Below are 21,957 nucleotides of genomic sequence, written 5' to 3'. Positions count from 1 at the left end.
GCCCAACAGCAACGAAAACCGTCAAAACCGGAACGAAGGGAGGTGAACGCGGGTCGTAGTTTGCATCATCGAATGCATGCAGGCAGAGTCAACCTGGTATCCTGTGGGGCATCCCCAGGGTTCCATGAAAGCACCCAGCGTTCCAGGCCGTGCATGGGCTTCCGAGTGACTGGCCTATCATAGCAGGTCAGCATCTGATCCCCGAACTAGTGCCTGGTCTTCTGGGCCGTCGAAAGAACAGGAGGAAGAAATGGCTAAGAAGAGCTTTCTCTTTCTTGCGTTTCTCCTGTGCCTGATTCTCTGTGTTTCCACCCTCTACGCTGGCCAAAAGATTCGTCTCTATCAGGACGGCGTCCAGACAGAGATAGACTTGGCCAAGTACCTCGCGACAGGCGAACTCGCGTCCAAGGGCGTTGGCTTTGGCGGCTCTCAGAAAGTGGAGCCCGGCCCCGCACCCGCTCCTTATCCAACGGTTTACATCTGGGAAAAGGCGATAGAGCAGCTTGGGCCAACCAGTGTCCGGTGCGACGGGATCAGATTCATCAACGGTAATCTCTGGGTTCCTCAGAAGAAAGCCCTGGTCCTGTGGACTGTTCGTGTGCCGCTAGCGTCGAGCAGACTTGCAGATGAGTTCAATCAAGTCATAACTCTCTCATTGTGGGTGGATTGGAATCAGGACAGGAAGTGGGGAAAACCAGAGAGGATGATGGGGCAAAACCTCAATCTTCAGCAGTATTTCCCCACTGCCCAGGACTACCTGGAATTCGACTATCTAAGCTGGTTCTGGATTCCGGACGACAGCGATTTCTATAGGAGAGGCGGCGGTTCGACAAGTGGTGCTCCCAAAGCTGGAAAGAAACTTTGGGTGCGCTGTTCGCTCTCGTACGATGATCCAGACACTAGCCCGGATGGAGAATGTCTTTTTGGTGAGGTTGAGGACTACGTGGTGACGTACTTCAACAACAAGGAAAAGCCAAATGTCGCTGAGTAACTGGCCTACGGAAGGCCATGAGGATTCGAGAGGTGAGGAACTTATCTGATCCTCAGGAAGAGATAAAGAAAGGATTTGCCATGAGACCTAAGAAGATTCTACCGGGCTACGCAGCGGTTCTGCTGGTCCTACTGGTCGTGCTAATCCTGCTTCCCTCAGCGCGTCAGGCCGTTGCTGACACCACCAAGGCCAAGATCGCGCCAGGATTAGCCAAACAGCTTTCCGCTGCCGGACCAGATGAAGCGGTCACGGCGATTGTGAAGATGGCGACGAAGCCGAATCTCGACCGGATTCGCGGTAACCGCCGTCAGGTCTTCACAGAGCTTCGCCGCAATTCAAGAGCATCCCAGAGCCAACTGATCAACTTCCTCGATGCCCCTTCAGTCAAGCGCAAGGTGCAGAAGGTCCGGCCGTTCTGGCTGGACAACGTTGTGCTTGTGACGGCTCCAAAGGATGTCATTGAAACGATCGCGGCAAGACCAGATGTCGAAGAAGTTTTTGAAAACTTCACTATTACCCTGCCCCCTATGCCTCGTCTCGATAAGGGAACTCCCTGGTTCAGTCCGCTGCAGACCCAGACACAGCTTTGGGACTCCATGAAGAAGATTGGAGTAAAGCAGGTCTGGACGACCTACGGGTTTACCGGGACCGGTGTGGTTTGCGGTGGTCTGGACACAGGCGTTGACATCACACATCCGGATATTGCAGGGAAGATGAAAACCAATAACCCCGGCGATCCTACCTATCCAGGAGGCTGGGCGGAGTTCGATGCTAACGGCAATATCATCGCGGGCTCTACTCCGCATGATACTGATGGTCACGGGACCCACACAACCGGAACCATGCTCGGCGGAAACGCGAGCGGCTATGACATTGGCGCGGCTCCCGGAGCAAAGCTGATACACGGGCTTGTGCTGCCTGGAGGAAGCGGATCATTCGCTCAGGTTGCGGGCGGGATGGAGTGGATTGTTGACCCTGACGATAACCCCCTGACTGATGACGGAGCTGATGTGGTCAACATGTCTTTGGGTGCGACAGGAACGTATCCACAGATGATTGCGCCGACTGACAACATGGTTGCCGCGAATGTCTTCCCCAGCTTCTCAATTGGCAACAGCGGCCCGGGGTCAAGCACCACCGGGAGTCCCGGTAACGTCCCGAGCGCTTTTGGAGTTGGTGCAACTGACAGTAACAACGTCATTGCGAGCTTCTCGAGCCGGGGACCCGTTACCTGGAATAACCCGCCTTACGTGGGAACTTGGACGAAGCCTGATATTTCTGCTCCCGGTGTGCGGATCTATTCCTCAGTTCCCGGTGGCACGTGGCAGTGGCACGGGGACGGCTGGGATTGGAGTGGAACATCGATGTCGGCGCCACATGTTTCCGGATCAGTGGCCCTGATTCGTCAGGCTAACCCATCCCTGACCGTAGATCAGATCAAGCAGATTCTCGCGCAGACATCGCTTGACCTGGGCAATTCCGGGATGGACAACGACTACGGCTGGGGCCGCATCAATACATTCAGCGCGGTGACTGCCGCGGTTGCGGGAATGGGGACCCTCGCAGGGACGATCACGAGTTCTGGCGGCGGCCCTGTAGAGGATGCATTAGTACTAATAGTTGACACGGGTCAGAGAGTGTACTCAGACGAGTTCGGCCATTATTCTCTGTCGGTCGTGGGCGGGACCCATACCGTTGAGGTTTCGCATTTCGGGTACCAAACCTACACGACCACAGTGTCTGTCGTGGCCGACCAGACGACTGGTCTCGATGTCGTTCTCAGCCAGCTTCCATCCGGTACAATCGCCGGTTTTGTGACTGACGCTGAGACAGGAGCCGGGATTTCAGCCAATATCACAGTGAAACTGGCAGGAAATCCCGTTGCATGGACATCCACAGACCCGCTAACTGGCGCGTACAGTATTCTCGTGTGCGTTGGCACGTATGACCTCGTGTTCAGCCCGCCGTTCCCCTATCCTCTCACCATAAGAACCAATGTGCAGGTGTTCCAGGATGTCACGACTACGTTGAATGTGACCATGAATGCCGCACAAATACTCATAGTTGATGATGATGGCGGGAAAGGCTACCACACGTACTTCGAGCAGGCAGTTGCGGCTGCGGGCAGGTCTTACCTAACGGTGACAACTACTCCCACGGCAGCTGAGATGGATCTGTTCGAATCTGTGGTCTGGCTCACGGGAGATGACTACACCACAACCATTACGGCGGCGAACGAAACAGAGATCGCAGCTTATCTCAATGGTGGTGGAAGGCTGTTCATCTCCGGGCAGGACATTGGCTACGATATCAACACCTCACCGTTCTACGCAAACTACCTGCACGCCACTTATAAGCAGGACAACGTAGGTTTGGGCGGAGTGTTGGGTAGCCCGGAGAATCCGGTCGGCATCGGGTTCGCATTCAACATCAAAGGTGGAGATGGTGCTAATAACCAGGCCTATCCATCCGAGATTGACCCGATTGCTCCTGCACAGAGAGCCTTTGTCTACGATCCAACGGTGCCGAAGAGCGCAGCCGCTGGCTACAGCGGTGTCGGCAAAGAACAGCTTCAGACCAACGGCATCATAAGCTCTGGAACCGCAGGTTTGACTTTCGACAACGACATCTACAAGCTTGTGTATTTAGCATTCGGGTTCGAAGCAATTGCCAATGCCACGACGCGCGGCATGGTAATGGATCGCGTTCTTGACTGGCTGCAGGGCTATCCTGAGATTGCTCACACTCCTCTGGGAGACACAGAGGACACCGAGCATCCGTACCGCGTTGCAGCAATCATTACCTCTGATTATTTCCCACTGGATCCTTCAACATTCGCTGTGATTTATGACACTGGCGGACCCGAGACGAGTGTTCCAATGACTGCAACTGGGGTGCCCAATGAGTATGCGGGATTGATTCCAGCGCAGGCTTCGGACAGCCAGGTCAACTACTACATCACTGCGAGTGATGTTGAGGGTCATGCCTCAACTCATCCTGTGGGAGCACCGCTGAACAAGCACTCGTTCATGGTTGCTGGGGATGCGGAAGATCCAGTAGTGGAACATCGCAGACGCTACGACACCAACGACCTTGTTGGTCCCTACGGCATCAGCGCCGTTGTGACTGACAACATTGGTGTTGAGGCTGTCTACCTCATGTATGCCAGGAACGGCGGTCTGTTCCATCGAGTAAAGATGCTGCTTCAGGAAGACAACCGCTATTACGGTGCGATTCCTGGGCCGTCTGTGGTGGGAGATTACTATGACTACTATCTCCTCGCTATGGATGATTCCTACTCCGGCAACGTGACGCGCATGCCTGCGACAGGTTCGTACCACTTTGAGATAGTGGAGTACTTCTCATGGGATTTCGAGGAGTATGACGGCGAATTTGTCCCGACCGGCGGCGTTTGGGAGTGGGGTGCTCCGACAAGCGGTCCCGGCAATGCCCACTCAGGCGCAAAGCTCTGGGCCACGGTGTTGGCCGGCGATTATCCGAACAATGCCAATGCCAAGCTTGACGCTCCTCCGATTGCTCTCTCTGCCAGCAAGCCGTACGCCATGCTGACATTCTGGAACTGGTACTACATGGAGACGAACTACGACGGAGGGAATGTCAAGGTCTCCACTGACGGCGGAGAGACCTGGAACGTTCTGACGCCGTTTGACGGCTACGACGGGACAGCCACCAGCGGAAACAAGGGAATTCCAGGAGAACCGTGTTTCACTGGATACAACAATAACTTCTGGCACCAGGAGCTTTTTGACCTTTCACCATACGCCGGGCAGGAAGTTACCGTTCGGTATCACTTTGGCAGCGACGGCAGCGTTTACAAGGCCGGCTGGTATCTGGACGACGTCATGATACGCAGCACGAGCACAGACGACGTCCCTCCAATTATCAGCGGAACGCAGGTTCCACCTAGCACATTTGATACCGTCGGACCGTATCAGGTGAGTACGTACGTTCGGGACTTCCTCTCGACAGTCGGCGCTGTCTCAACATTCTACAGTGTCAACGGCGGCGCTTCATGGTCCGAGATAGCCATGAGCCCAGGCAGTCCGGCAAATCAGTGGGTTTGTGCAATTCCTGGTCAGCCGGCCGGCACCCGGATCAAGATGTACATCAAGGCCCGGGATACGGCGTCTCCCTCGAATGCCAGCACCGATCCAGCCGGGGCTCCTGGAGCAGCGTATGAGTTCGCTATTCTGCCGTCTGCTCCGACGCTCGTCGTGATTGGCTCCACCTCGGTTGCCTCGCTGGATATGTACCGGCAAGCTCTCGAGGCGAACGGCCACGCAGCTGACTACTGGGATCGTGTTGCGCAGGGCTGGCTAACTCTGGACAAGCTGAGCCTCTACAAGACGATCATTCTGGATGAGCCGAGTGGTCTCTCCACTCAGCAGATGACGGATCTCAGCAACTATCTCAATTCCGGGATGCTCGGAAGCAGGAAGCAGATATTCCTGCTCGGGCGTGACCTCGGATATTCCTCAACAACCAGGCCGTGGCTTGAGCAGTACACGAGGGCTGCTTACGTGCAGGATGATCCCGCTTACCGCCAGATCAGCGGAGAGCCAGGCGAACCGATCGGGGCCGGCGAGACATTCGTCATATCTGGCTCCTACCCGGATGAGGTTCAGCGCTCAACAAGCTATCCTGGTGGCGAGATTATCTACCGGTTCACAGGCACCGGCACATCTCTGGAAAGGGGCGAAGTGGCAGGTGCTTATGAGAAAGAAGGCAAGGAATGGGACGGCGTCATGCCGCACATTCCAAAGAGCCTTGATGCTGCCGCAGCCATGAAGTACAGCTGTGACAAGTATCGCTCTGTCTACTTTACCTTCAACCTTGGCTATGTGCTGGAACCGGAGCGCAGGGCTGGTATCGTCCACCGCGCGCTCGGCTGGCTTTCGGCGCCGGAGATTGTGCACGCTCCACTGCGCGACACAGAAGACACGGACAACGCATATCCTGTGATAGCTCGAATCTATTCTGAGACTCTGGACCTGAGCCGCATAAGACTCACCTACGATGTCGGCGCGGGCCCAGTGATAGTGGCAATGACACCGACCGCGAACCCGAATGAATACTCGGCGGCCATTCCGCCGCAAGAATACGGGACAACGGTGTATTATTACGTCAGCGCCGCCAATCTCGACGGAAACATGAGCTATCATCCTGGTGGAGCGCCTGCTGTGCAGCACAGATTCCTGGTCTCGCCAGATATGACTCCGCCCGTTATCGTCCATGTTCCGCTTTCCAACACTGCTGATCTCGATGGACCTTACGGGGTAAGCGCTACGATTACGGATAATGTCGGCGTTGATCCGTCGAACGTGTTCGTTGTCTACAACAAGAATGGCGGCGGGAATACCACGCTGCCGATGGCATCTCTCGGTGGGGACGTGTACGCGGCCAGTATTCCAGGGCCTTCTGTTTTGGGGGATGTATATAATTACTACATCCTCGCCAGGGATATTGCCGCAGTACCGAACACGGCGAGAGACCCGATAGTGGGCGTCCATTCGTTTGAGGCCGTAGACTATTATGCCTGGGACTTCGAACTGAGTAATGGCGGGTTTTCGACAACCGGGCCAGACTGGGAGTGGGGCGATCCTACGACCGGTCCGATGGATGCACACTCAGGCGTCAATGTGTGGGCAACCAAGCTCAGCGCGAATTACTCTGTCAGCTCGAATTCCAAGCTGAATTCGCCTGTCATAAAGGTTCCAAGTAGCCTTCCTTATACCATGCTCTCGTTCTGGCAGTGGTACTACATGGAAAAGGATTATGACGGCGGAAACGTGAAGATCTCCACTGACAATGGAAGCACGTGGACAACTCTCACGCCGGATATTGGCTATAACGGCACTGCCAAGTCGACGAATGCCGGAATACCCAATGAGCCGTGCTTCACCGGGACAACCAGCGCTTTCTGGCATAAGGCGAGCTTCAACCTTACTCCCTACAAGGGGCAGAATGTAATGATTCGGCTCCACTTCGGGAGTGACGCCAGTGTTCAGTATGCCGGCTGGTATGTGGATGACGTGAGAATCGAGGGTGCCCTGGACACCCAGGGGCCTGTCATTACCTCGACAAAAGTGCCTAGCAGCACTTTTGACACTGTGGGACCCTATTCAGTCACCACAACCGTGGTAGATGCTCTCTCAGGTGTCGGTACAGTTACTCTGTACTACAGCACCAATGCTGGTGCGACCTGGACGCCTGTCACGATGACCCCGACCGCAACTCCGAGTCAGTATAAAGGCGATATTCCCGGGCAGCCTTCCCGCACAAGGATTAAGCTTTACATTGAAGCTTCTGACAATGCTTCCAATGTATCGAAAGATCCGGCGGGCGCCCCGGCTAATGCCTACGAGTTCGGAATCATGCCGTCGGGCGACTACATTGTGATGTTCGCCGGAGCCGCACACACTCCTCCGGACACGTTCAGGGTTGCATTCTCGGCAATAGGCAAGACTGCAGATATGTGGGATATGGATGACTCAGGGCTTCCGACTATTGCCATCCTGAGAAGCTACGTTGGTGTGGTCATAGACCACAGCTCGTACTTCAGCACTGCTTTGCAGACCTTGCTTACGAACCTTCTTGACACGCCGGGCGGTGCGAGAAAGCAAATCTTCATGCTGGGTCGCGACCTGCAGTACTACTCGGCTGCCAGAACGTGGATGGAGAGCCACACAGGAACCGTTTATGTCAAGGACGATCCGGGTTGGCGGCAGATCAGAGGCCTACCTGGTGATCCGATCGGCGCTGGTGAGATATTCACCATCGCCGGAAGCTACCCGGATGAGGTCAAGAAGTCTACGACATATCCTGGTGCTCAGATTGTCTACAAGTACAGCGGACTAGGTGCAGCGCTTGACAGGTTCGCTACCGAGCCGGAACTCAAGGAGTTCTACGAGAAGGAAGGCAAGGAGTATGACTCCAAGCTTTGGCCAATGGCTCCTTCCGGACCGGATTCAATAGCGGGTGCCAGCTTTGTGAAAACAACCTATGTCTCGGTGTACTTCGCATTCAACTTCAACTACATCAAAGAAGGAAGTCGCCGTGCCGCGATTCTTGGCAGGACATTGAACTGGCTCGCTACTGCTGCAGGAAGTCAGCGCGAGCAGGCAGCTTCGCCACGAGCTCCTGCTATTCCTATTCCAGACAAGCTGGCTCTATTGCAGAACTATCCGAACCCGTTCAGTCCGTTCACAACGATCCAGATCGCAATACCTGCCGGCTTCAAAGCGCCGGTCAGTGTCAGGATCTTTGATGTCCGCGGCAAGCTGGTGAAGACGCTTTTCCAGGGGACAAAAGAACCGGGATTCCATTCGTTCGATTGGAACGGAAGGAATGAGTTCGGGCAGAGCGTGTCCTCAGGAATCTACTTCTGCAGGTTCAGCGCTGGCGCGAACGTCATGACACGGAAGATGATGCTTCTGAGGTAGTCGGAGTCAAACAGTAGGGCTACGAGGGCTGACCGGTAACGGTTAGCCCTCGTAATTTGAATTTCTTGACCGCAGGCGCATCGGACTGTAAACTCGAATTAAAAGAGTCTGCGGGAGAAAGAGAGCCTTTTCGTGAGAGTTTTCATATCAGTCGTTGTTGCGGGAATATTCCTTTTTGCCGGATTTGCTTTTTCGCTCACCCACTGGCTCCAAAAGGGCCTCCCCTCCGTCCAGAAGCTGGAGTCCATCGAGCCGTCCACCAAGACCCAGGTTTTTGATGTTCATGGGCACCTTGTCCACGAGTTCTTTAAGGAAAACAGGTCGATGGTTCCGTTGGACAAGGTTCCTGCAAATCTCAAGAATGCGATAATTGCCGTTGAGGACAGGCGATTCTACAAGCATTGGGGCGTTGACATAATCGGTGTCGGAAGGGCTTTTCTCGCGGATGTCGTTTCCGGTCAGATGGCACAGGGTGCGAGCACCATTACACAGCAGCTGGCAAGGAACCTCTTCCTGACTCACGAGAGGACTTTTCAGAGAAAGCTCAAGGAGGCAATCATAGCGCTCAGGATCGAACGCACGTATTCCAAAGACGAGATTCTGGAGATGTACTGTAACCAGATTTACTTCGGCGATGGCGCGTATGGCGTTGATGCTGCATCAAGGGTTTTCTTCGAAAAGGATGTGTCGCGGCTTACTCTGCCAGAATGTGCTCTTCTGGCTGGTCTGCCCCGAAACCCCAGAGACTATTCTCCGAGGAGAAATCCCGAGATAGCATTGAAGCGGAGGGCAATTGCGCTCAAGGCCATGCTAAGTACCGGCGCGATAGGGAAAGATGAATACGAGAAGGCAATGAAGGCGCCTCTTGGCGTGAGCAAGTACAAGCTCAACCTCGAACTCGCCCCTTACTTTGTCGAGATGGTGAGACTGTACCTGGATGAAAGGTATGGAAGCAACCTGGTCTATGAAGGCGGCCTCAAGGTGTACACGAGTCTGGATGCCACCCTGCAGGAGTACGCTGAGAAGGCCCTTGAAGAAGGACTGGTCCAACTTGAGACCAGGAACAAATATCCTGTGACGAGAGCCGGACATTCAAGAAGAGCTGCCGCAAATGGGAAGCGGCTTGATGCTTCGACGGAGTATGTACAGGGTTCGCTCGTCGCGATGGATCCGAAGAACGGACATATCCTTGCCCTTATAGGGGGAAGAGATTTCGAAGATTCCAACTGGAACAGGGCGGTTCAGGCCGCAAGGCAGCCCGGCTCTGCGTTCAAGCCTTTCATATATACAGCGGCTCTCGACAATGGATTCAAACCCAGCGACGTAATAGAGGATTCGCCGGTAAGTTTCCAGGGGGCTGGAGGCAAGACCTGGACGCCCAGCAACTACTCGCGGAATTTCAGGGGACCGGTCAGTCTCCGGTACGCTCTTCAGCATTCAATAAACATTCCTGCCATAAAGCTGCTGAGGAAAGTCGGCATATCAACGGTCGTGGACTATGCCAGAAGAATGGGGGTACAGAGCAGCCTCGGAGATAACCTCAGCCTTGCTCTTGGAACGTCGGAAGTCACGATGCTCGAGCTGTGCACGGCCTTCTCAACACTGGCAGATCAGGGGATACGGTCTGAGCCCATCTTCGTGCTCAGGGTTGAGGACAAACAGGGAAATGTTCTCGAAAAGAACAGGCCCCGATCGGAAGAAGTCCTGTCGAAAGAAACTGCGAGCATAATGACGAGCATGCTTCAGAGCGTCGTGGATCATGGGACCGGCTACCCGGCCAGGGCGCAGGGATTCTATTATCCGGCGGCAGGAAAGACAGGTACGACTGATGACTTTACCGATGCCTGGTTCATTGGCTATACGCCTGAGCTTCTTGCGGCAGCATGGGTCGGATTCGATAAGAAGATAACGCTTGGATCTCACATGACCGGCGCGGAAGCTGCGCTTCCCATCTGGACACGATTCATGATTGAAGCAACAAGAAACACTCCTGCCACCGGTTTCCCCATGTCAGAAGAAATGGTCTCGAAAGTCTTGTGCGCAGATTCCGGTTTTCTCGCCGGTGAGGGATGTCCCCGCAAGATAAGTGAAATCTTCAAGAAGGGAACTGAGCCTGCCGAATACTGCACTATTCATAACCCGGTTCCCCCGAGACACCCTCTGTAGGTCAGCGAACAAAGCCTCGTGCGATCCGCGCGGGCGATTGAGAGCCACAGTCAACTGCAAGACATTGACCAATCCCGATCGAGCACGGTGCTCAAGAGAGCCAGGATTACCCTACGCCGGTTACCACCTCAACAAGCTTGAGTTCTTCCTTTGAAGAAATTTCCCTGACTTTGTCCAGATATTCAGTGGGAATCCGGAGCGCAAGACCGCATCTTGAGCGGACTTTTGTGGGCTTCGGCACTACTTCAAGCGGAATCCTTGCTTTCTTCAGAGTTTCTTCCGCTTTCAGTGTGGCGTGAGTCGTGAGGAATACCGCTATGAAGTACGAACGGGAGCCATTTTCCAATCTTCTACTCCCTCAACCCTTACGACCTTTCGTATCAGCGGCGGAGGTTGAATTTTCTCGGGCGTGATCTTGAAGGCAGTCTTAAGCCCAGGAAGAATCGATGCTATTCTCTCCCTGGATTCGGCAAAGACCGTAATGAGAACATCTCCATTCCTGATGGAGTCACCAAGCCTTTTCTCAACGACCATACCGGCAGCGGGATCAATTTCATCTTCGGCGGTTCTTCTTCCTGCTCCGATCAGAGCGCAGGCATCTCCAAGGAACTTGGTATCGATTCCAGTCAAATAGCCCGGCTGCTCAGCTCTCACTTCTTCTTTGACTTTGCTTGATGGGAGGAGCGACGGGTTGTCAATCGCCCGTACATCCCCATCCTGAAGCTTGACCAACTCCCTGAACTTCTCGAACGCCGAGCCGTTCCCGAGATTGGCTCTGAGGACCCTCGAAGCATCCTCGTAAGTGCTCTCCTTCCCCGAGAGCTTGAGAATCTCCGCACAGAGCGTAAGAGTGACCTGAACGAGATCAGGCGGACCTCCGCCGCGCAGCATTTCGAGCGCCTCGCCCACCTCGAGACTGTTTCCGATGCGCTTCCCGAGAGGCTGGCTCATATCGGTTATGTAAGCGCAAGCTTTCCTATTCATGGAGGTTGAGACTTTAACGAGAAGGTTTGCCAGTTCCACTGCGTCGTTTTCGCTTCTCATGAATGCGCCATTCCCGGATTTCACATCGAACACAATCACCTCAGGACCCGCGGCGAGTTTCTTCGAGAGAATGCTGCTCACTATGAGTGGAAGAGATTCGACGGTTCCTGTCACGTCCCTCAGGGCATACATCTTCCTGTCGGCCGGAACGACTTCATCAGTCTGCCCTGACATGACGCAGCCGACCTTTTCAAGTATGGTAATGAATTCGTCGCGGGTGAGCCGGGTTCTCATACCGGGAATCGATTCGAGCTTGTCGAGTGTTCCGCCGGTGTGACCCAGCCCCCTCCCGGAGATCATCGGGACTTTTATGCCGCACGAGGCAAGCAGCGGCGCGAGTATCAGGGAAACCTTATCTCCTACGCCTCCGGTCGAGTGTTTGTCGGCCTTCACTCCGCTCACGCGGCTCAAGTCAAACACGTTGCCCGAGTTCATCATTGCCAGGGTCATGCTCTTCGTTTCTTCGAAGCTCATGCCCTTAAGATAGGTCGCCATGAGAAACGCAGAAACTTGATAATCCGGAATCTCGCCCGTGGTGACTCCTTTTATGAAGAAGCGGATTTCCTCATCAGAGAGTCCTATTCCACTTCTCTTCTTGGTAATTATTTCCTTTGCAGTGAACATTTCTTGCTATGCAACCTTCCTTTCGGGTCCTCTGAGAATCTTCACGCTTGCGCTTGTCCCAAGTCTCGTGGCGCCTGCTTCTACCATCGCAGCTGCGTCTTCTGGAGTCTTTATTCCGCCCGCGGCCTTTACTCCCATCTCCTCCCCGACAACTTCCCTCATCAATCTTACATCTTCCACTGTTGCCCCTCCGGGCCCGAAGCCGGTCGAGGTCTTGACATAATCCGCGCCTGCCGCCTTGACCAGTGTGCATGCCTTGACCTTCTCCTGACTGGAAAGATAGCAGGTCTCGATGATTGCCTTGGAGACTACTCTTTTGCCGCAGGCTTCAACAACACCGCGTATGTCCTTCTCAACGAGACTGTAGTCCTTGGATTTGAGCGCCCCGACGTTTATGACCATATCGATCTCCCGCGCGCCGTCCATTATCGCCCTTTTCGTTTCATACACTTTTACTTCGGGGGTGTTGGCTCCGAGGGGAAATCCCACGACTGTGCACACCTTCACATCAGAGAGCTTGAGAATGTCGGATGCAAGCTTCACATAGCAGGGGTTTATGCAGACTGTTGCAAAACCGAATTCCATGGCCTCTGAGGCAAGCCTCTTTATGTCCTCTGCCTTTGCATCTGGCTTAAGCAGGGTGTGGTCTATGAAAGCGGCTATTGTCTCGTCGGAGGGCCTTATCCCCATTGTCGAGCTCAACCGGGCGGCCCCGTTCTCCACGAGTCTTTTCACCGTGGACGGTCTCTTCTGGACGCATTCGCCGCAGCCGACGCACGTTTCACATGCCTGTTCACCGGCAGGAACAACCGGCATTCTCTCAAGCCTGGCAAGCACCGCTTTGGTAATCTTTTCTATGAGCTCTTCTCTCTGGTCGCTCATCTCGAACTCTTTCTCCTTCCTCTCATTCTGCCGATTGGAAGCTTCCCGCTTTCAAAGGCAAATGGGAGAAGACCGCTTATCTTGAATGTTCTTGCCTTTCCCCGTGAGGCCCCGATGATGACCTTGAGGTCGCCGGAGAACTCCCGCATCACCTGCCTGCAGGCTCCGCAAGGAAACACGGCCTGGTCAGTTGAATTCACTATCGCCAGCGAACGGAAATCCCTTTCACCATCTGAAACGGCCGAGAAAATTGCAGTCCTCTCTGCGCAGATACTCAGCCCCAGCGATGCATTTTCAACATTGCACCCTGTGTAGACTTTGCCGCTCTTTGTAAGCAGGGCTGCCCCAACTCTGAATCTGGAATAAGGCGAATATGAGTTGGCCATGGCCTTCTTAGCAAGTTTTACGAGGTCCGCATCTCTCATTCAACAACCTCCCTTAGGGAAAGCTATCTCCTCCCTTTCGGTAGGATTCAGGAGTCTGCTTTCCGCTTCTGTGTAAGAGACTTTACTCCACTTCTCTCACCCACAAGCGTGAGAACCTTCTTCGGAACACGATCCCTCAGGAACACTCTCACGACTCGTTTCCCGATACTGCACATTATCTCGTACACTATTGAATCCGACCAGGCCGCGACCTCCTCAATCGTTATTTCCTCTTTTCCCTGCCTGCCGAAAAGAACTACCTCATCCCCTTCCGACGCATTCGGCACACCCGTGACGTCAACCATCGTGAGGTCCATGGTCACATTTCCTATCACGGGTGCTCGCATCCCCCTCACGAGGACATTTCCTCTTCCCGAGAGAAGCCAACTGTAGCCGTGGCCATATCCCGCAGCGACGACCGCGACAACCGTTTCCCGCTTAGTAACGAAGGCCCTTCCATAGCTCACCGACCTGCCGGCAGGTAGTCTCCTAAGCTGGACAGTTCTTGTCCTGAAGCTCATGACCGGCTGAAGCTTCACCTGCTTGGAAAGCTCCGGCCAGGGGTATCTTCCGTATATCATGAGTCCCGGCCTTATCATGTCCAGGTGCGAATCGGTAAGGCCGAGGATCCCGGCTGAGTTCGCGGCATGTCTGCACGGGATCTTGATCCCGGCCCTCTCCAACGAATCGGTGAGAGCAACGAATTCCTTGAGCTGAACGCCTGATTGCGGCATGCTGCCGGGAGTCACATCCGGGAAATGAGTGAAGACCCCCTCCACTGCTATCGATGGAAGCTGAGCCACCTTTCTGATGAAATCATCGGCGCAGTCGAAATCGACTCCGCTTCTGCCCATTCCGGTATCAACTTCAATGTGGACAGGAACGGTTTTACCGCTCTCCTTGGCGGTTCGCGACAGTTTCTCTGCGAATTCAAATGTTGAAATCGACGGCCTCAGCCTGTAGTGAACCAGCTGATCGATTTCGGAAGGAAGCGAAGGGCTCAGCAGCAGTATCGGGACAGAGATTCCGCCTTCTCTTAGCTCAACACCTTCATGAAGAGTTGCCACGCCGAGCATGGCAACCCCGTATTTTGACGCAACTCTGGAGAGCTCGAGCGCCCCATGCCCGTATGCATCGGCTTTCACAACGAAAAGGATTTTCTTCCCGGCGCCGATCCACTCTTTGGTCGCCCTGATATTCGCTTCTACCGCGTCAAGGTCTATTTCGACCCAGGTCGGAAACTCCATTCCACTCTCCTGCCGAAGTGCCGGGGGAGCACGATGAAATGCATAGAATTGACAGCGTGCTGCTTTCTCCTTGTGCAGTCTGGACTTGCCCCCGATTTCCTTCCTTGAAGACCGATTCTAACCATGATAGCATACCTTCCAAAAGAGAGGTTGTGTTTTTTGTTGATGCCGCAAAACGCCGGCGCTAGATATCCGGTTATACGTCATTGACCACAATTCACACAAAACGGACCGCACCCAAACTTGAAAAAGAAGAAATCGCACGGGATAGACGAAGTCCTCAAGCTCTGCAGAGTCCTGAGAAGCAAGAGAGGATGTGTCTGGGACAGGCAGCAATCCCTCAAGTCAATAACCCCGTATCTGATCGAAGAGGTCTATGAGCTCATAGACGCCATAGAAGAAGGCAGGAAAGAAACTATCCTGGAAGAGCTCGGGGATCTCCTTTTTCTCGCCGTTTTTGTCTCAGAAATCGCCGCAACTGAACGCCTCTTCACCCTTGACGACGTTGTCGCCCTAAACGTGGAGAAGCTAAAAAGGAGACACCCGCATGTCTTCAGATCCAAAAGAAAAATGGGGGTGGGCGGCGTGCTCAAACAGTGGGAGGTCATAAAGGGGAGAGAAAAAGACTCGGGCATGATCTCGGAAGCTATGATGAGGAAGGAAAGGCTGCCATCACTTATTCAGGCATATAGAATACAGGAAAAAGCATCCGCTGTCGGCTTTGATTGGACAGATGCAGGTCAGATAGTCAAGAAAATAAGGGAAGAACTCCGCGAAGTGAAGGAGACTCTTGAGAAAGATGGAAAGAAGGAGCTCTCGATTGAGCTCGGCGATCTCCTTTTCTCGGTAGTCAACCTGGCGCGATTCAAGAAGGTCGATCCTGAAAGGTCACTTCGAGGAGCAACAAGGAAATTCGTCCGGAGATTTGCGTACATTGAGCACGCTTTGAAGAAACGAGGAAAGGGATTAGGCAAAGCGACTCTTCCCGAGATGGAGGCCTTCTGGGAAGAGTCCAAGCGGAAGAAAAGTAGAAGATGCGACGATTGAGCGCTGGCGCATGGGCCCGAGTGGAATCGGTGACGAGTACCGTGCAACACGTGGGGCGGGCCTGGAGATGTCCTCGAACCGACTTTCTGAAAATCTCTGGACTCCCTTCTTGGACGAGTGAGCGACCCCGAAGGGGACGAATTTGTGCTGTCTGAGGCCGTAGGCCGAGTTCACAAATTCGAGTGAGCGAGTTCAAGAAGGATCGACATTTTCGGCAGGAGGGAAAGGACATCTCCTGGAGCTTGCCTGCGGACGAACTTGAGCGGTTGGCGACGTGGCGGCTCAGCCTTCTGAGCCGGACTCTCCTTTTGAGCTTTCTTCCTGGGACGTCCCTTCGGCTCCGGACTTTTCCTTGGCCAGCTCGTCAAGGAAGTTGATCCTCAATGTGTACAGGACGTTCGTCAGCGCCCGGGATTCCTGTTCGGTAAGATTCCCCCTGGTTTTTTCTTCAAGCATGCCGAGCAGATCAATGGAGAACCTTGCCTGCTCAAGATTTCTCTCAGCCTTGTTCGTAAGCGGACTGATAAGCTTCCCCATATGCTGCATCGCCGTCGCCTCGAAGGTGAAGATAAGCTGAAGGAAAAGGTTCTCGTGCTGATTCGCGTCGTTACTCATGATATGGAGAATATTCCACCTGGAATTCCCAAGTCAACAGGAGCCGCGATTTCCATTTCGTGACGACCGTTTCTGAAGGCGATGAGCGTGAGCTGGCTTTCGCGGGAGGGATGGGGAACCCATCTTGGCGAGCAAGGTGGGGATACCCAGCCCTTTAGAGGCTGGGAGGGGTAAGGATTCCCCGCCTGGCGAACCATGGATGGGTCATCCCGGAGCGGAGCCAGCGAAACGCTCATTCGCCGTTCAGACCGCGTCCTCAAGAAGGATGCACTTCAGGTATTCTGTCTCCTTCATGGAGAGAAGCACCGGGTGGTCTCTTGATTGTGACCCCATCCTGGCTATCCTGAAACTCCTGCCGGAGTCTCTTGCCGACAGGACAAGGGTGCGGACGAAATCCTCTCTTGAGAGGTGGTGAGAGCAGGATGATGTTACGATGATTCCAGATGGAGCAAGAATCCTCATGGCCCTTAAGTTTATTTCGCGATATCCGGATAGACCCTCCCTGATAAGATTTTTGTTCTTGATGAAAGAAGGAGGGTCAAGCACTATGCAGTCGAAACTCCTCCCCTCTCTCTCGAATCGTCTCAGCTCATCGAACGCATCACCCCTGCAATATTCAACCCGCTCACCGGCGCCGTTGCGATCCATGTTCTCCTGTGCCAGAGCCATCGCTGAGTTTGAACTTTCGACAAGAGTAATTCTCTGAGCGCCGTAAGAAAGAGCTTTGAGGCTCCATGCTCCGGTGTAGGAAAAGCAGTCGAGTACGCTCTTTCCAGTCACCCTGTCCTGAAGCAGCGTTCTGTTCTCCCGCTGATCCAGATAGAACCCCGTCTTTTGTCCTTCGAGCATGTCAACAAGAATCCTGGTGCCGTCATCATCTACCTCGACTCTGTCCGGAACCTCACCGTAGCCGACACCTTTCCACAGCTCGAGGCCTTCAAGCTCCCTCGACGGCGTATCGTTCCTCATGACTATCCCTTTGGGAGAAAGGAGCTCGATCAGAATCCCGGTGATCTCTTCCCTGAGATTGTCCATCCCTTTGGTGAGAAACTGTACGGCGAGATAGTCGCCGTATCTGTCAACAACAAGGCCCGGAAGGAAATCCCCTTCGCTATAGACGCACCTGTAAACATTGGAACCCGGGAACATATTCTTTCTATGGTCGAGTGACCTCAGGATTCGCGAGCGAAAAAATTTCCTGTCTATCTGCTCAGCCTTCCTGGAGAGCAACCTCACGCTGATTAGAGAATGCCGGTTGAGGAATCCCCTTCCCACGAAGTTTCCCCTTCCGGTCACGACATCGACGGGCTCGCCATCCTTGGCGTCTGAATCAATCGAAGAGATTTCGTTGCTGAAGACCCAAAGATGGCCGGTCTTGAGGCGCCTTTCCTCATTTTTCTTGAGTATTACGCGTGGCATTGGGAATGTCGGGTGTAGGTGTGCTCTGAGCTACAAGGAACAGTAACCAATCATTTTGTAGATGAGACGCGCAGCAAGGTAATCCGAAGAGACGTCTCCCGGTATGGGGCAAAGCTCCACCACATCAAAGCCGACGACTTCTTTCTCTTTGGCAACCGCCCGCAAAATGTCGTTCGTCTCGTACCAGCCGAGGCCGCCCGGTTCCGGAGTGCCGACAGCAGGAACGCAGGACGGATCAAACACATCCATGTCTATCGTGATATAGACCTTGCCGGTGAGCGCCGCCACAACGTCTGCAATCTTCTTCTTTCCGGTCAGGAAATCTCGCGCATAGACAATGATCGACCGGGATTTCTCGACGAACTCAGCTTCTTCTTTACTCATGCTTCTTATTCCAACGTGAGTAACCGGCAGGGATTCGACAACTCTTCTCATGCAGCATGCGTGGCTGAAAGGCGAACCCTGATAAGTGTCCCTGAGGTCTGTGTGGGCATCCAGATGAAGAACCGAAAGTTCCGGACAGCTTGGAGAAATCGCCGTCACAGCGCCAACGGTGATCGTGTGCTCTCCTCCCAGGGTAATAACCGTTTTCCCCATCGAGACAAGCCAGGACACAGCGTCCCTTACAAGACCCACCATTTCCTCCGGTCCGGCTGCAGCAGTATCGAGAGAAGGAAGTGTATGGATTCCAAACGAGGAAATCTCCTTCCCGATCTCTTCGTCATAGAGTTCCATCATTCTGGAGGCCTCCAGAATCGCAGAAGGTCCTCTTCTGGTTCCGGGGACGTATGTGGTGGTCGCTTCGTAGGGAACTGGAAGTACTACGAAGCGCGCCTTTTCAAGGCTGGAGTCTTTTCCTTCGATTCCAGCAAAGTTGTAAGGAGGAAGAAAAGGCAAGCGCGGAAGGTTCATCTGTCAGGTGAAGCTGATCTCAAGCTTTTCGTCGCAAGAAAAGGCGGGAAATGTCTTTCTTCCGGGTTTTCCGGCCCTTGCAGCAAGCGCTGTCACGATCAGGGGGAGCGCTATGGTCGCATCACAGTAAACAGACACCTTATTTGCACCCCCGGAAATCTTTCCCCATGACTGCGCCTCTTCAAAAGTGCAGCCGCTCAGCCCTCCCCAGTGTGGAGGGTCGGTGATCACCTGAATCGCGTACCTGTGCCCGGCCGGGCTGCCTCCCAGGACAGAGCCGGTCACCTCTGTCTGCTGTATGAAATTCTTCGGCACCCCTCCGCCGACATATATGACACCGGTGTCAACAAGGCTGGCAATTTCGGAGGTCTCAACAACATCCTTGATTACGTCGAACTGCACCCTGCTGCTTCCCTTCTGTCTTCCTGCCGCAGCGGCTATCCCGATTGAAGAATCAGCTACAGCCGGGCAGTAGACCGGAACCCCTGCCTTGCAGGCCGCCGTAAGGATACCACTTCCCTTGCCTTTTTCGCAAAGCGCCCGTCCAAGGAGATACAGGAACTCTCTTGTTCCGTAAGCTCTCCCAGTATCAAGGCCAGCGCAGAACTTTTCTATGAAGTCATCGGTCTGACGGAACTCTTTCTCAGAAGCAAAGACGTCGTATATTCTGTCAACATCGTGGTCCTTCAGCTCCAGGTCGTCGGCGTGCTGCGACCCCTTCCAGTGGAACATCCCAAGAGATTCATGGCAATCGTGAAACAGGTTTGCGCCTGTTGAAACCAGGCAGTCTATGAAACGTTTTTCAATCAGGTAAGAGATGACACGCCTTAAACCTGCCGGGACCATCGCTCCGGCCAGCCCCAGGAAGATTATGTTCTTCCCTCCAAGCATGCCCTCCCAGATGGAAACCGCCTGAGACACGTTTCTTGCCTGGAACGACAAACCGTCAAGGCCTCTGACGAAATCATCTACAGAGGCCTTCGGGTCTATCGACATCGGTGTCGTCGGTTTCGTAAAAAACTTGCTAGCGTCTTTGCTCAGCCTTTTCAATCTCCTTTCGCTCCTTCTCCACAGTTCCCCTTGCAGCATGAAGCTCACGGGGAAAACCCAGTCCTCTTTCCACAACCTCACTATCGACGCGCTCTATACCGAATGCCTCCTTCATGTAGGCAATTGCGCTTTCACTGGAGAACTCCTTGCAGGAGAAAATGTCGATACTCAGGTAGAGCTTCTCCGGCCATGTGTGAATGCTGATGTGACTCTCCGCGATTAACACAAACCCGGAGACTCCCCAATTGTCCGGATTGGATCCGACATACTTGAACACATACGGCGGCATTATCTTCGTCATGCCGATGCGCCCGGGAAACTCATCGAGCGTCCGGTAGACAAGCGCGAGGTCAGCCAGCTTTTCCTTGGGACATCCGTATCCATCAAGTACGAGATGCGGGCCTAGGCCGTGCATTTAACTCGCCACTCCTTGCGCTATTCGCAGGTGCAAAAGGGCGAGCCCGACTGGCAGTTGCGAAAATGAAGCTGAGTCTTCGGCTATTCCATCCCTCCGGGTTGAGACCCAGGGACTCTAGTTCTCCGGGTCATAGTCCTCTTCATCAACGTAATCATCGTGGATCTCTTCCTCTTCCAGATCCTCCTCTTCTTCTGCGTCGTCATCATCATCTTCGTCAGATTCATCATCATCATAGTCGCAGTCTTTTCGTTTTCCAAATTCATCTTCATCGTCTTCGTACCTCTTTCCACTCTTCATGGTGAACCTCCTGAAGCAAGAAGACTGCTTCCACTCAGATTATTATCGGAAGCACTCTGCACCTCATGAAGGCAATTATTCACGGCGGGCGGTATGTTAGCATAGTGCACTTCCTTGTCAAGATTTTTTTGGAGTTCCTGCCTGGACGCATGCGCTGAGCACCGTGGATCACGGGAAAACACACGAAGAAATGTTCACTAAATCTCCCACGAGCGCGACGAAAAGACTCCCGCTGCCGAGAGCAAGCCCCGTCTCTCCCGGCATGACGCCCGAAGGAAGACAGACACGGAGGGGAAAATTAAGAGGGGCCGGTGATTTCCAGCCCCTCTTCGCCAATATGCCGGCTTTTAACTTCCGACCTACTTGTACATCGCCTTGATTTTGCCCCAGCTCTCATTCTGAGCTGCAGTCGGAGAAATATCCAGCCAAATCAACCTAACCAGCCAAGTGTTGAATGCATCTTGCCGCGAGAAGTTGTAGTCCAGAATCCAGGTGTCAAGCCATGAACACGGAGGCTCAAAACGCCTTATGTTATTCGGGGCCCAAATTCCGCCCCACTGGGCCGTCACGACCGCCCAAGGCATGATGTATCCGATGATGTCGCCGTTGTCAATGTAGCCGACGCCAATGTTACGAATGAATTGCCCGGACAACGGACCCCAGAACTCAAGGTCATTTGCGAAGAAGATGTCATCGGGACCGAAGTCGAATATCTCGCTCGCTCCAATGGTCTCAAACAACACCGGACCAAAGCCGCCTAAGTCATGGCTGCAATCGCCATCAAATGTGTCGATGCCTACAGTAGCACCGAACTTCTGCATCTGCATGAGGATGTCACCCCACGCAAGCGACAGCTGATAATAGGTGCAATGACTGACGAGTATGATGTCCCAACGCTGCACCTGCAACGCAGACCTGAAACCAGCCGGATCGGCGTGATACCAAGTATACGCAAGTCCCAGGGCATTCAGCGCCTGAATGGCAACAGGAGGCGAATATAAAAGGTCATCAGTGTAGATGATTATGTTGCCTGCAGCAGTTACATCACCAACCGTATGCTTCCCGACATTCGGCGACTTAGGTAGAAAGTTGGCCTTCCAGTTGGATGCAGCAAAGGCCGGCAGAGCACAAACAAGCATAATGCACGCAATAACAAGCAATTTTTTCATCTTGCGCCCCTTTCAAAGAGCTCACAATTGCCACACAGCAACTTAGCACATCCAACAAAGATGTTTCTCTTCAAATCACCCCCCTGGAAGGATGACTGCTCCCCACCCCACATGCCTGCATTGGAAAAAATCAGGTCCGGCTCAATCTTTGAGCAGGAATTTCAAAGCACTGTAGAATGATACCATGG

16 protein-coding genes are annotated in these 21,957 nt (G+C 53.7%); 4 read left to right on the top strand and 12 right to left on the bottom strand.

Translation table 11 applies throughout. The features are described 5' to 3' along the window. The first annotated feature begins 250 nt into the window (after positions 1 to 250). From QME66_01480 to QME66_01470, 3 genes are all read left to right on the top strand, one after another. Complete coding sequence (locus QME66_01480; GenBank protein ID MDI6807637.1) at positions 251 to 991, top strand: GEVED domain-containing protein; 741 nt, start codon at positions 251 to 253, stop codon at positions 989 to 991. A gap of 32 nt (positions 992 to 1,023) precedes the next feature. Continuing rightward, positions 1,024 to 8,454 (top strand): S8 family serine peptidase, encoded by a 7,431-nt coding sequence (locus tag QME66_01475; protein MDI6807636.1) that lies wholly within the window; start codon positions 1,024 to 1,026, stop codon positions 8,452 to 8,454. 132 nt (positions 8,455 to 8,586) lie between these two features. Further along, entirely contained in the window at positions 8,587 to 10,620 is a 2,034-nt protein-coding gene (locus QME66_01470; GenBank protein ID MDI6807635.1) for a PBP1A family penicillin-binding protein, read from the top strand. A gap of 106 nt (positions 10,621 to 10,726) precedes the next feature. Here QME66_01470 and QME66_01465 read toward each other — a convergent pair whose 3' ends face one another. From QME66_01465 to alr, 5 genes are all read right to left on the bottom strand, one after another. Then, positions 10,727 to 10,966, bottom strand: a complete 240-nt coding sequence (locus QME66_01465) for a DUF3343 domain-containing protein (GenBank protein ID MDI6807634.1) — start codon at positions 10,964 to 10,966, stop codon at positions 10,727 to 10,729. Beyond that, complete coding sequence (locus tag QME66_01460) at positions 10,936 to 12,288, bottom strand: thymidine phosphorylase (GenBank protein MDI6807633.1); 1,353 nt, start codon at positions 12,286 to 12,288, stop codon at positions 10,936 to 10,938. Before QME66_01460 ends, QME66_01465 begins: the two co-directional genes overlap by 31 nt. A gap of 6 nt (positions 12,289 to 12,294) precedes the next feature. Beyond that, positions 12,295 to 12,978: a deoxyribose-phosphate aldolase gene (deoC, locus tag QME66_01455; protein ID MDI6807632.1), complete on the bottom strand. Its 684-nt coding sequence runs from the start codon at positions 12,976 to 12,978 to the stop codon at positions 12,295 to 12,297. Between the two features lie 188 nt (positions 12,979 to 13,166). After that, entirely contained in the window at positions 13,167 to 13,595 is a 429-nt protein-coding gene (gene cdd, locus QME66_01450; GenBank protein MDI6807631.1) for a cytidine deaminase, read from the bottom strand. A 47-nt stretch (positions 13,596 to 13,642) separates the two neighbouring features. Further along, complete coding sequence (alr, locus tag QME66_01445; GenBank protein ID MDI6807630.1) at positions 13,643 to 14,842, bottom strand: alanine racemase; 1,200 nt, start codon at positions 14,840 to 14,842, stop codon at positions 13,643 to 13,645. A 243-nt stretch (positions 14,843 to 15,085) separates the two neighbouring features. On the opposite strand from alr, the gene mazG reads away from it, so the two are divergent. Next, positions 15,086 to 15,889, top strand: a complete 804-nt coding sequence (mazG, locus tag QME66_01440) for a nucleoside triphosphate pyrophosphohydrolase (GenBank protein MDI6807629.1) — start codon at positions 15,086 to 15,088, stop codon at positions 15,887 to 15,889. Between the two features lie 282 nt (positions 15,890 to 16,171). On the opposite strand, the gene QME66_01435 is transcribed toward mazG, so the two are convergent. The 7 genes from QME66_01435 to QME66_01405 form a co-directional block, all read right to left on the bottom strand. After that, complete coding sequence (locus QME66_01435) at positions 16,172 to 16,504, bottom strand: DUF1844 domain-containing protein (protein ID MDI6807628.1); 333 nt, start codon at positions 16,502 to 16,504, stop codon at positions 16,172 to 16,174. A 243-nt stretch (positions 16,505 to 16,747) separates the two neighbouring features. Next, a complete protein-coding gene (locus QME66_01430; protein ID MDI6807627.1) occupies positions 16,748 to 17,923 on the bottom strand; it encodes a class I SAM-dependent rRNA methyltransferase in 1,176 nt (391 codons plus the stop codon). A gap of 30 nt (positions 17,924 to 17,953) precedes the next feature. Next, positions 17,954 to 18,835 (bottom strand): agmatinase, encoded by an 882-nt coding sequence (speB, locus tag QME66_01425; protein ID MDI6807626.1) that lies wholly within the window; start codon positions 18,833 to 18,835, stop codon positions 17,954 to 17,956. A 3-nt stretch (positions 18,836 to 18,838) separates the two neighbouring features. Beyond that, on the bottom strand, positions 18,839 to 19,885 hold the full coding sequence (locus QME66_01420) for a deoxyhypusine synthase family protein (GenBank protein ID MDI6807625.1): 1,047 nt from the start codon (positions 19,883 to 19,885) through the stop codon (positions 18,839 to 18,841). Continuing rightward, complete coding sequence (speD, locus tag QME66_01415) at positions 19,860 to 20,300, bottom strand: adenosylmethionine decarboxylase (protein ID MDI6807624.1); 441 nt, start codon at positions 20,298 to 20,300, stop codon at positions 19,860 to 19,862. Before speD ends, QME66_01420 begins: the two co-directional genes overlap by 26 nt. Positions 20,301 to 20,417: 117 nt before the next feature. Next, complete coding sequence (locus QME66_01410; protein MDI6807623.1) at positions 20,418 to 20,600, bottom strand: hypothetical protein; 183 nt, start codon at positions 20,598 to 20,600, stop codon at positions 20,418 to 20,420. Positions 20,601 to 20,959: 359 nt separating this feature from the next. Next, positions 20,960 to 21,769: a hypothetical protein gene (locus tag QME66_01405; protein ID MDI6807622.1), complete on the bottom strand. Its 810-nt coding sequence runs from the start codon at positions 21,767 to 21,769 to the stop codon at positions 20,960 to 20,962. Positions 21,770 to 21,957: the final 188 nt, after the last annotated feature.

The organism is Candidatus Eisenbacteria bacterium (assembly GCA_030017955.1).
GTDB lineage: Bacteria > Eisenbacteria > RBG-16-71-46 > JASEGR01 > JASEGR01 > JASEGR01.
The sequence above is the reverse complement of the archived record's forward strand: the minus strand, read 5'-3'. Positions and strand labels throughout refer to the sequence as shown.

Bases quoted from the DNA above. Each gene is read 5' to 3' on its own strand.
- QME66_01480 (MDI6807637.1), top strand. From the start codon at position 251: ATGGCTAAGAAGAGCTTTCTCTTTCTTGCGTTTCTCCTGTGCCTGATT.
- QME66_01460 (MDI6807633.1), bottom strand. From the start codon at position 12,288: ATGTTCACTGCAAAGGAAATAATTACCAAGAAGAGAAGTGGAATAGGA.
- deoC (MDI6807632.1), bottom strand. From the start codon at position 12,978: ATGGGGATAAGGCCCTCCGACGAGACAATAGCCGCTTTCATAGACCAC.
- cdd (MDI6807631.1), bottom strand. From the start codon at position 13,595: ATGAGAGATGCGGACCTCGTAAAACTTGCTAAGAAGGCCATGGCCAAC.
- alr (MDI6807630.1), bottom strand. From the start codon at position 14,842: ATGGAGTTTCCGACCTGGGTCGAAATAGACCTTGACGCGGTAGAAGCG.
- QME66_01435 (MDI6807628.1), bottom strand. From the start codon at position 16,504: ATGAGTAACGACGCGAATCAGCACGAGAACCTTTTCCTTCAGCTTATC.
- QME66_01430 (MDI6807627.1), bottom strand. From the start codon at position 17,923: ATGCCACGCGTAATACTCAAGAAAAATGAGGAAAGGCGCCTCAAGACC.
- speB (MDI6807626.1), bottom strand. From the start codon at position 18,835: ATGAACCTTCCGCGCTTGCCTTTTCTTCCTCCTTACAACTTTGCTGGA.
- speD (MDI6807624.1), bottom strand. From the start codon at position 20,300: ATGCACGGCCTAGGCCCGCATCTCGTACTTGATGGATACGGATGTCCC.
- QME66_01410 (MDI6807623.1), bottom strand. From the start codon at position 20,600: ATGAAGAGTGGAAAGAGGTACGAAGACGATGAAGATGAATTTGGAAAA.
- QME66_01405 (MDI6807622.1), bottom strand. From the start codon at position 21,769: ATGAAAAAATTGCTTGTTATTGCGTGCATTATGCTTGTTTGTGCTCTG.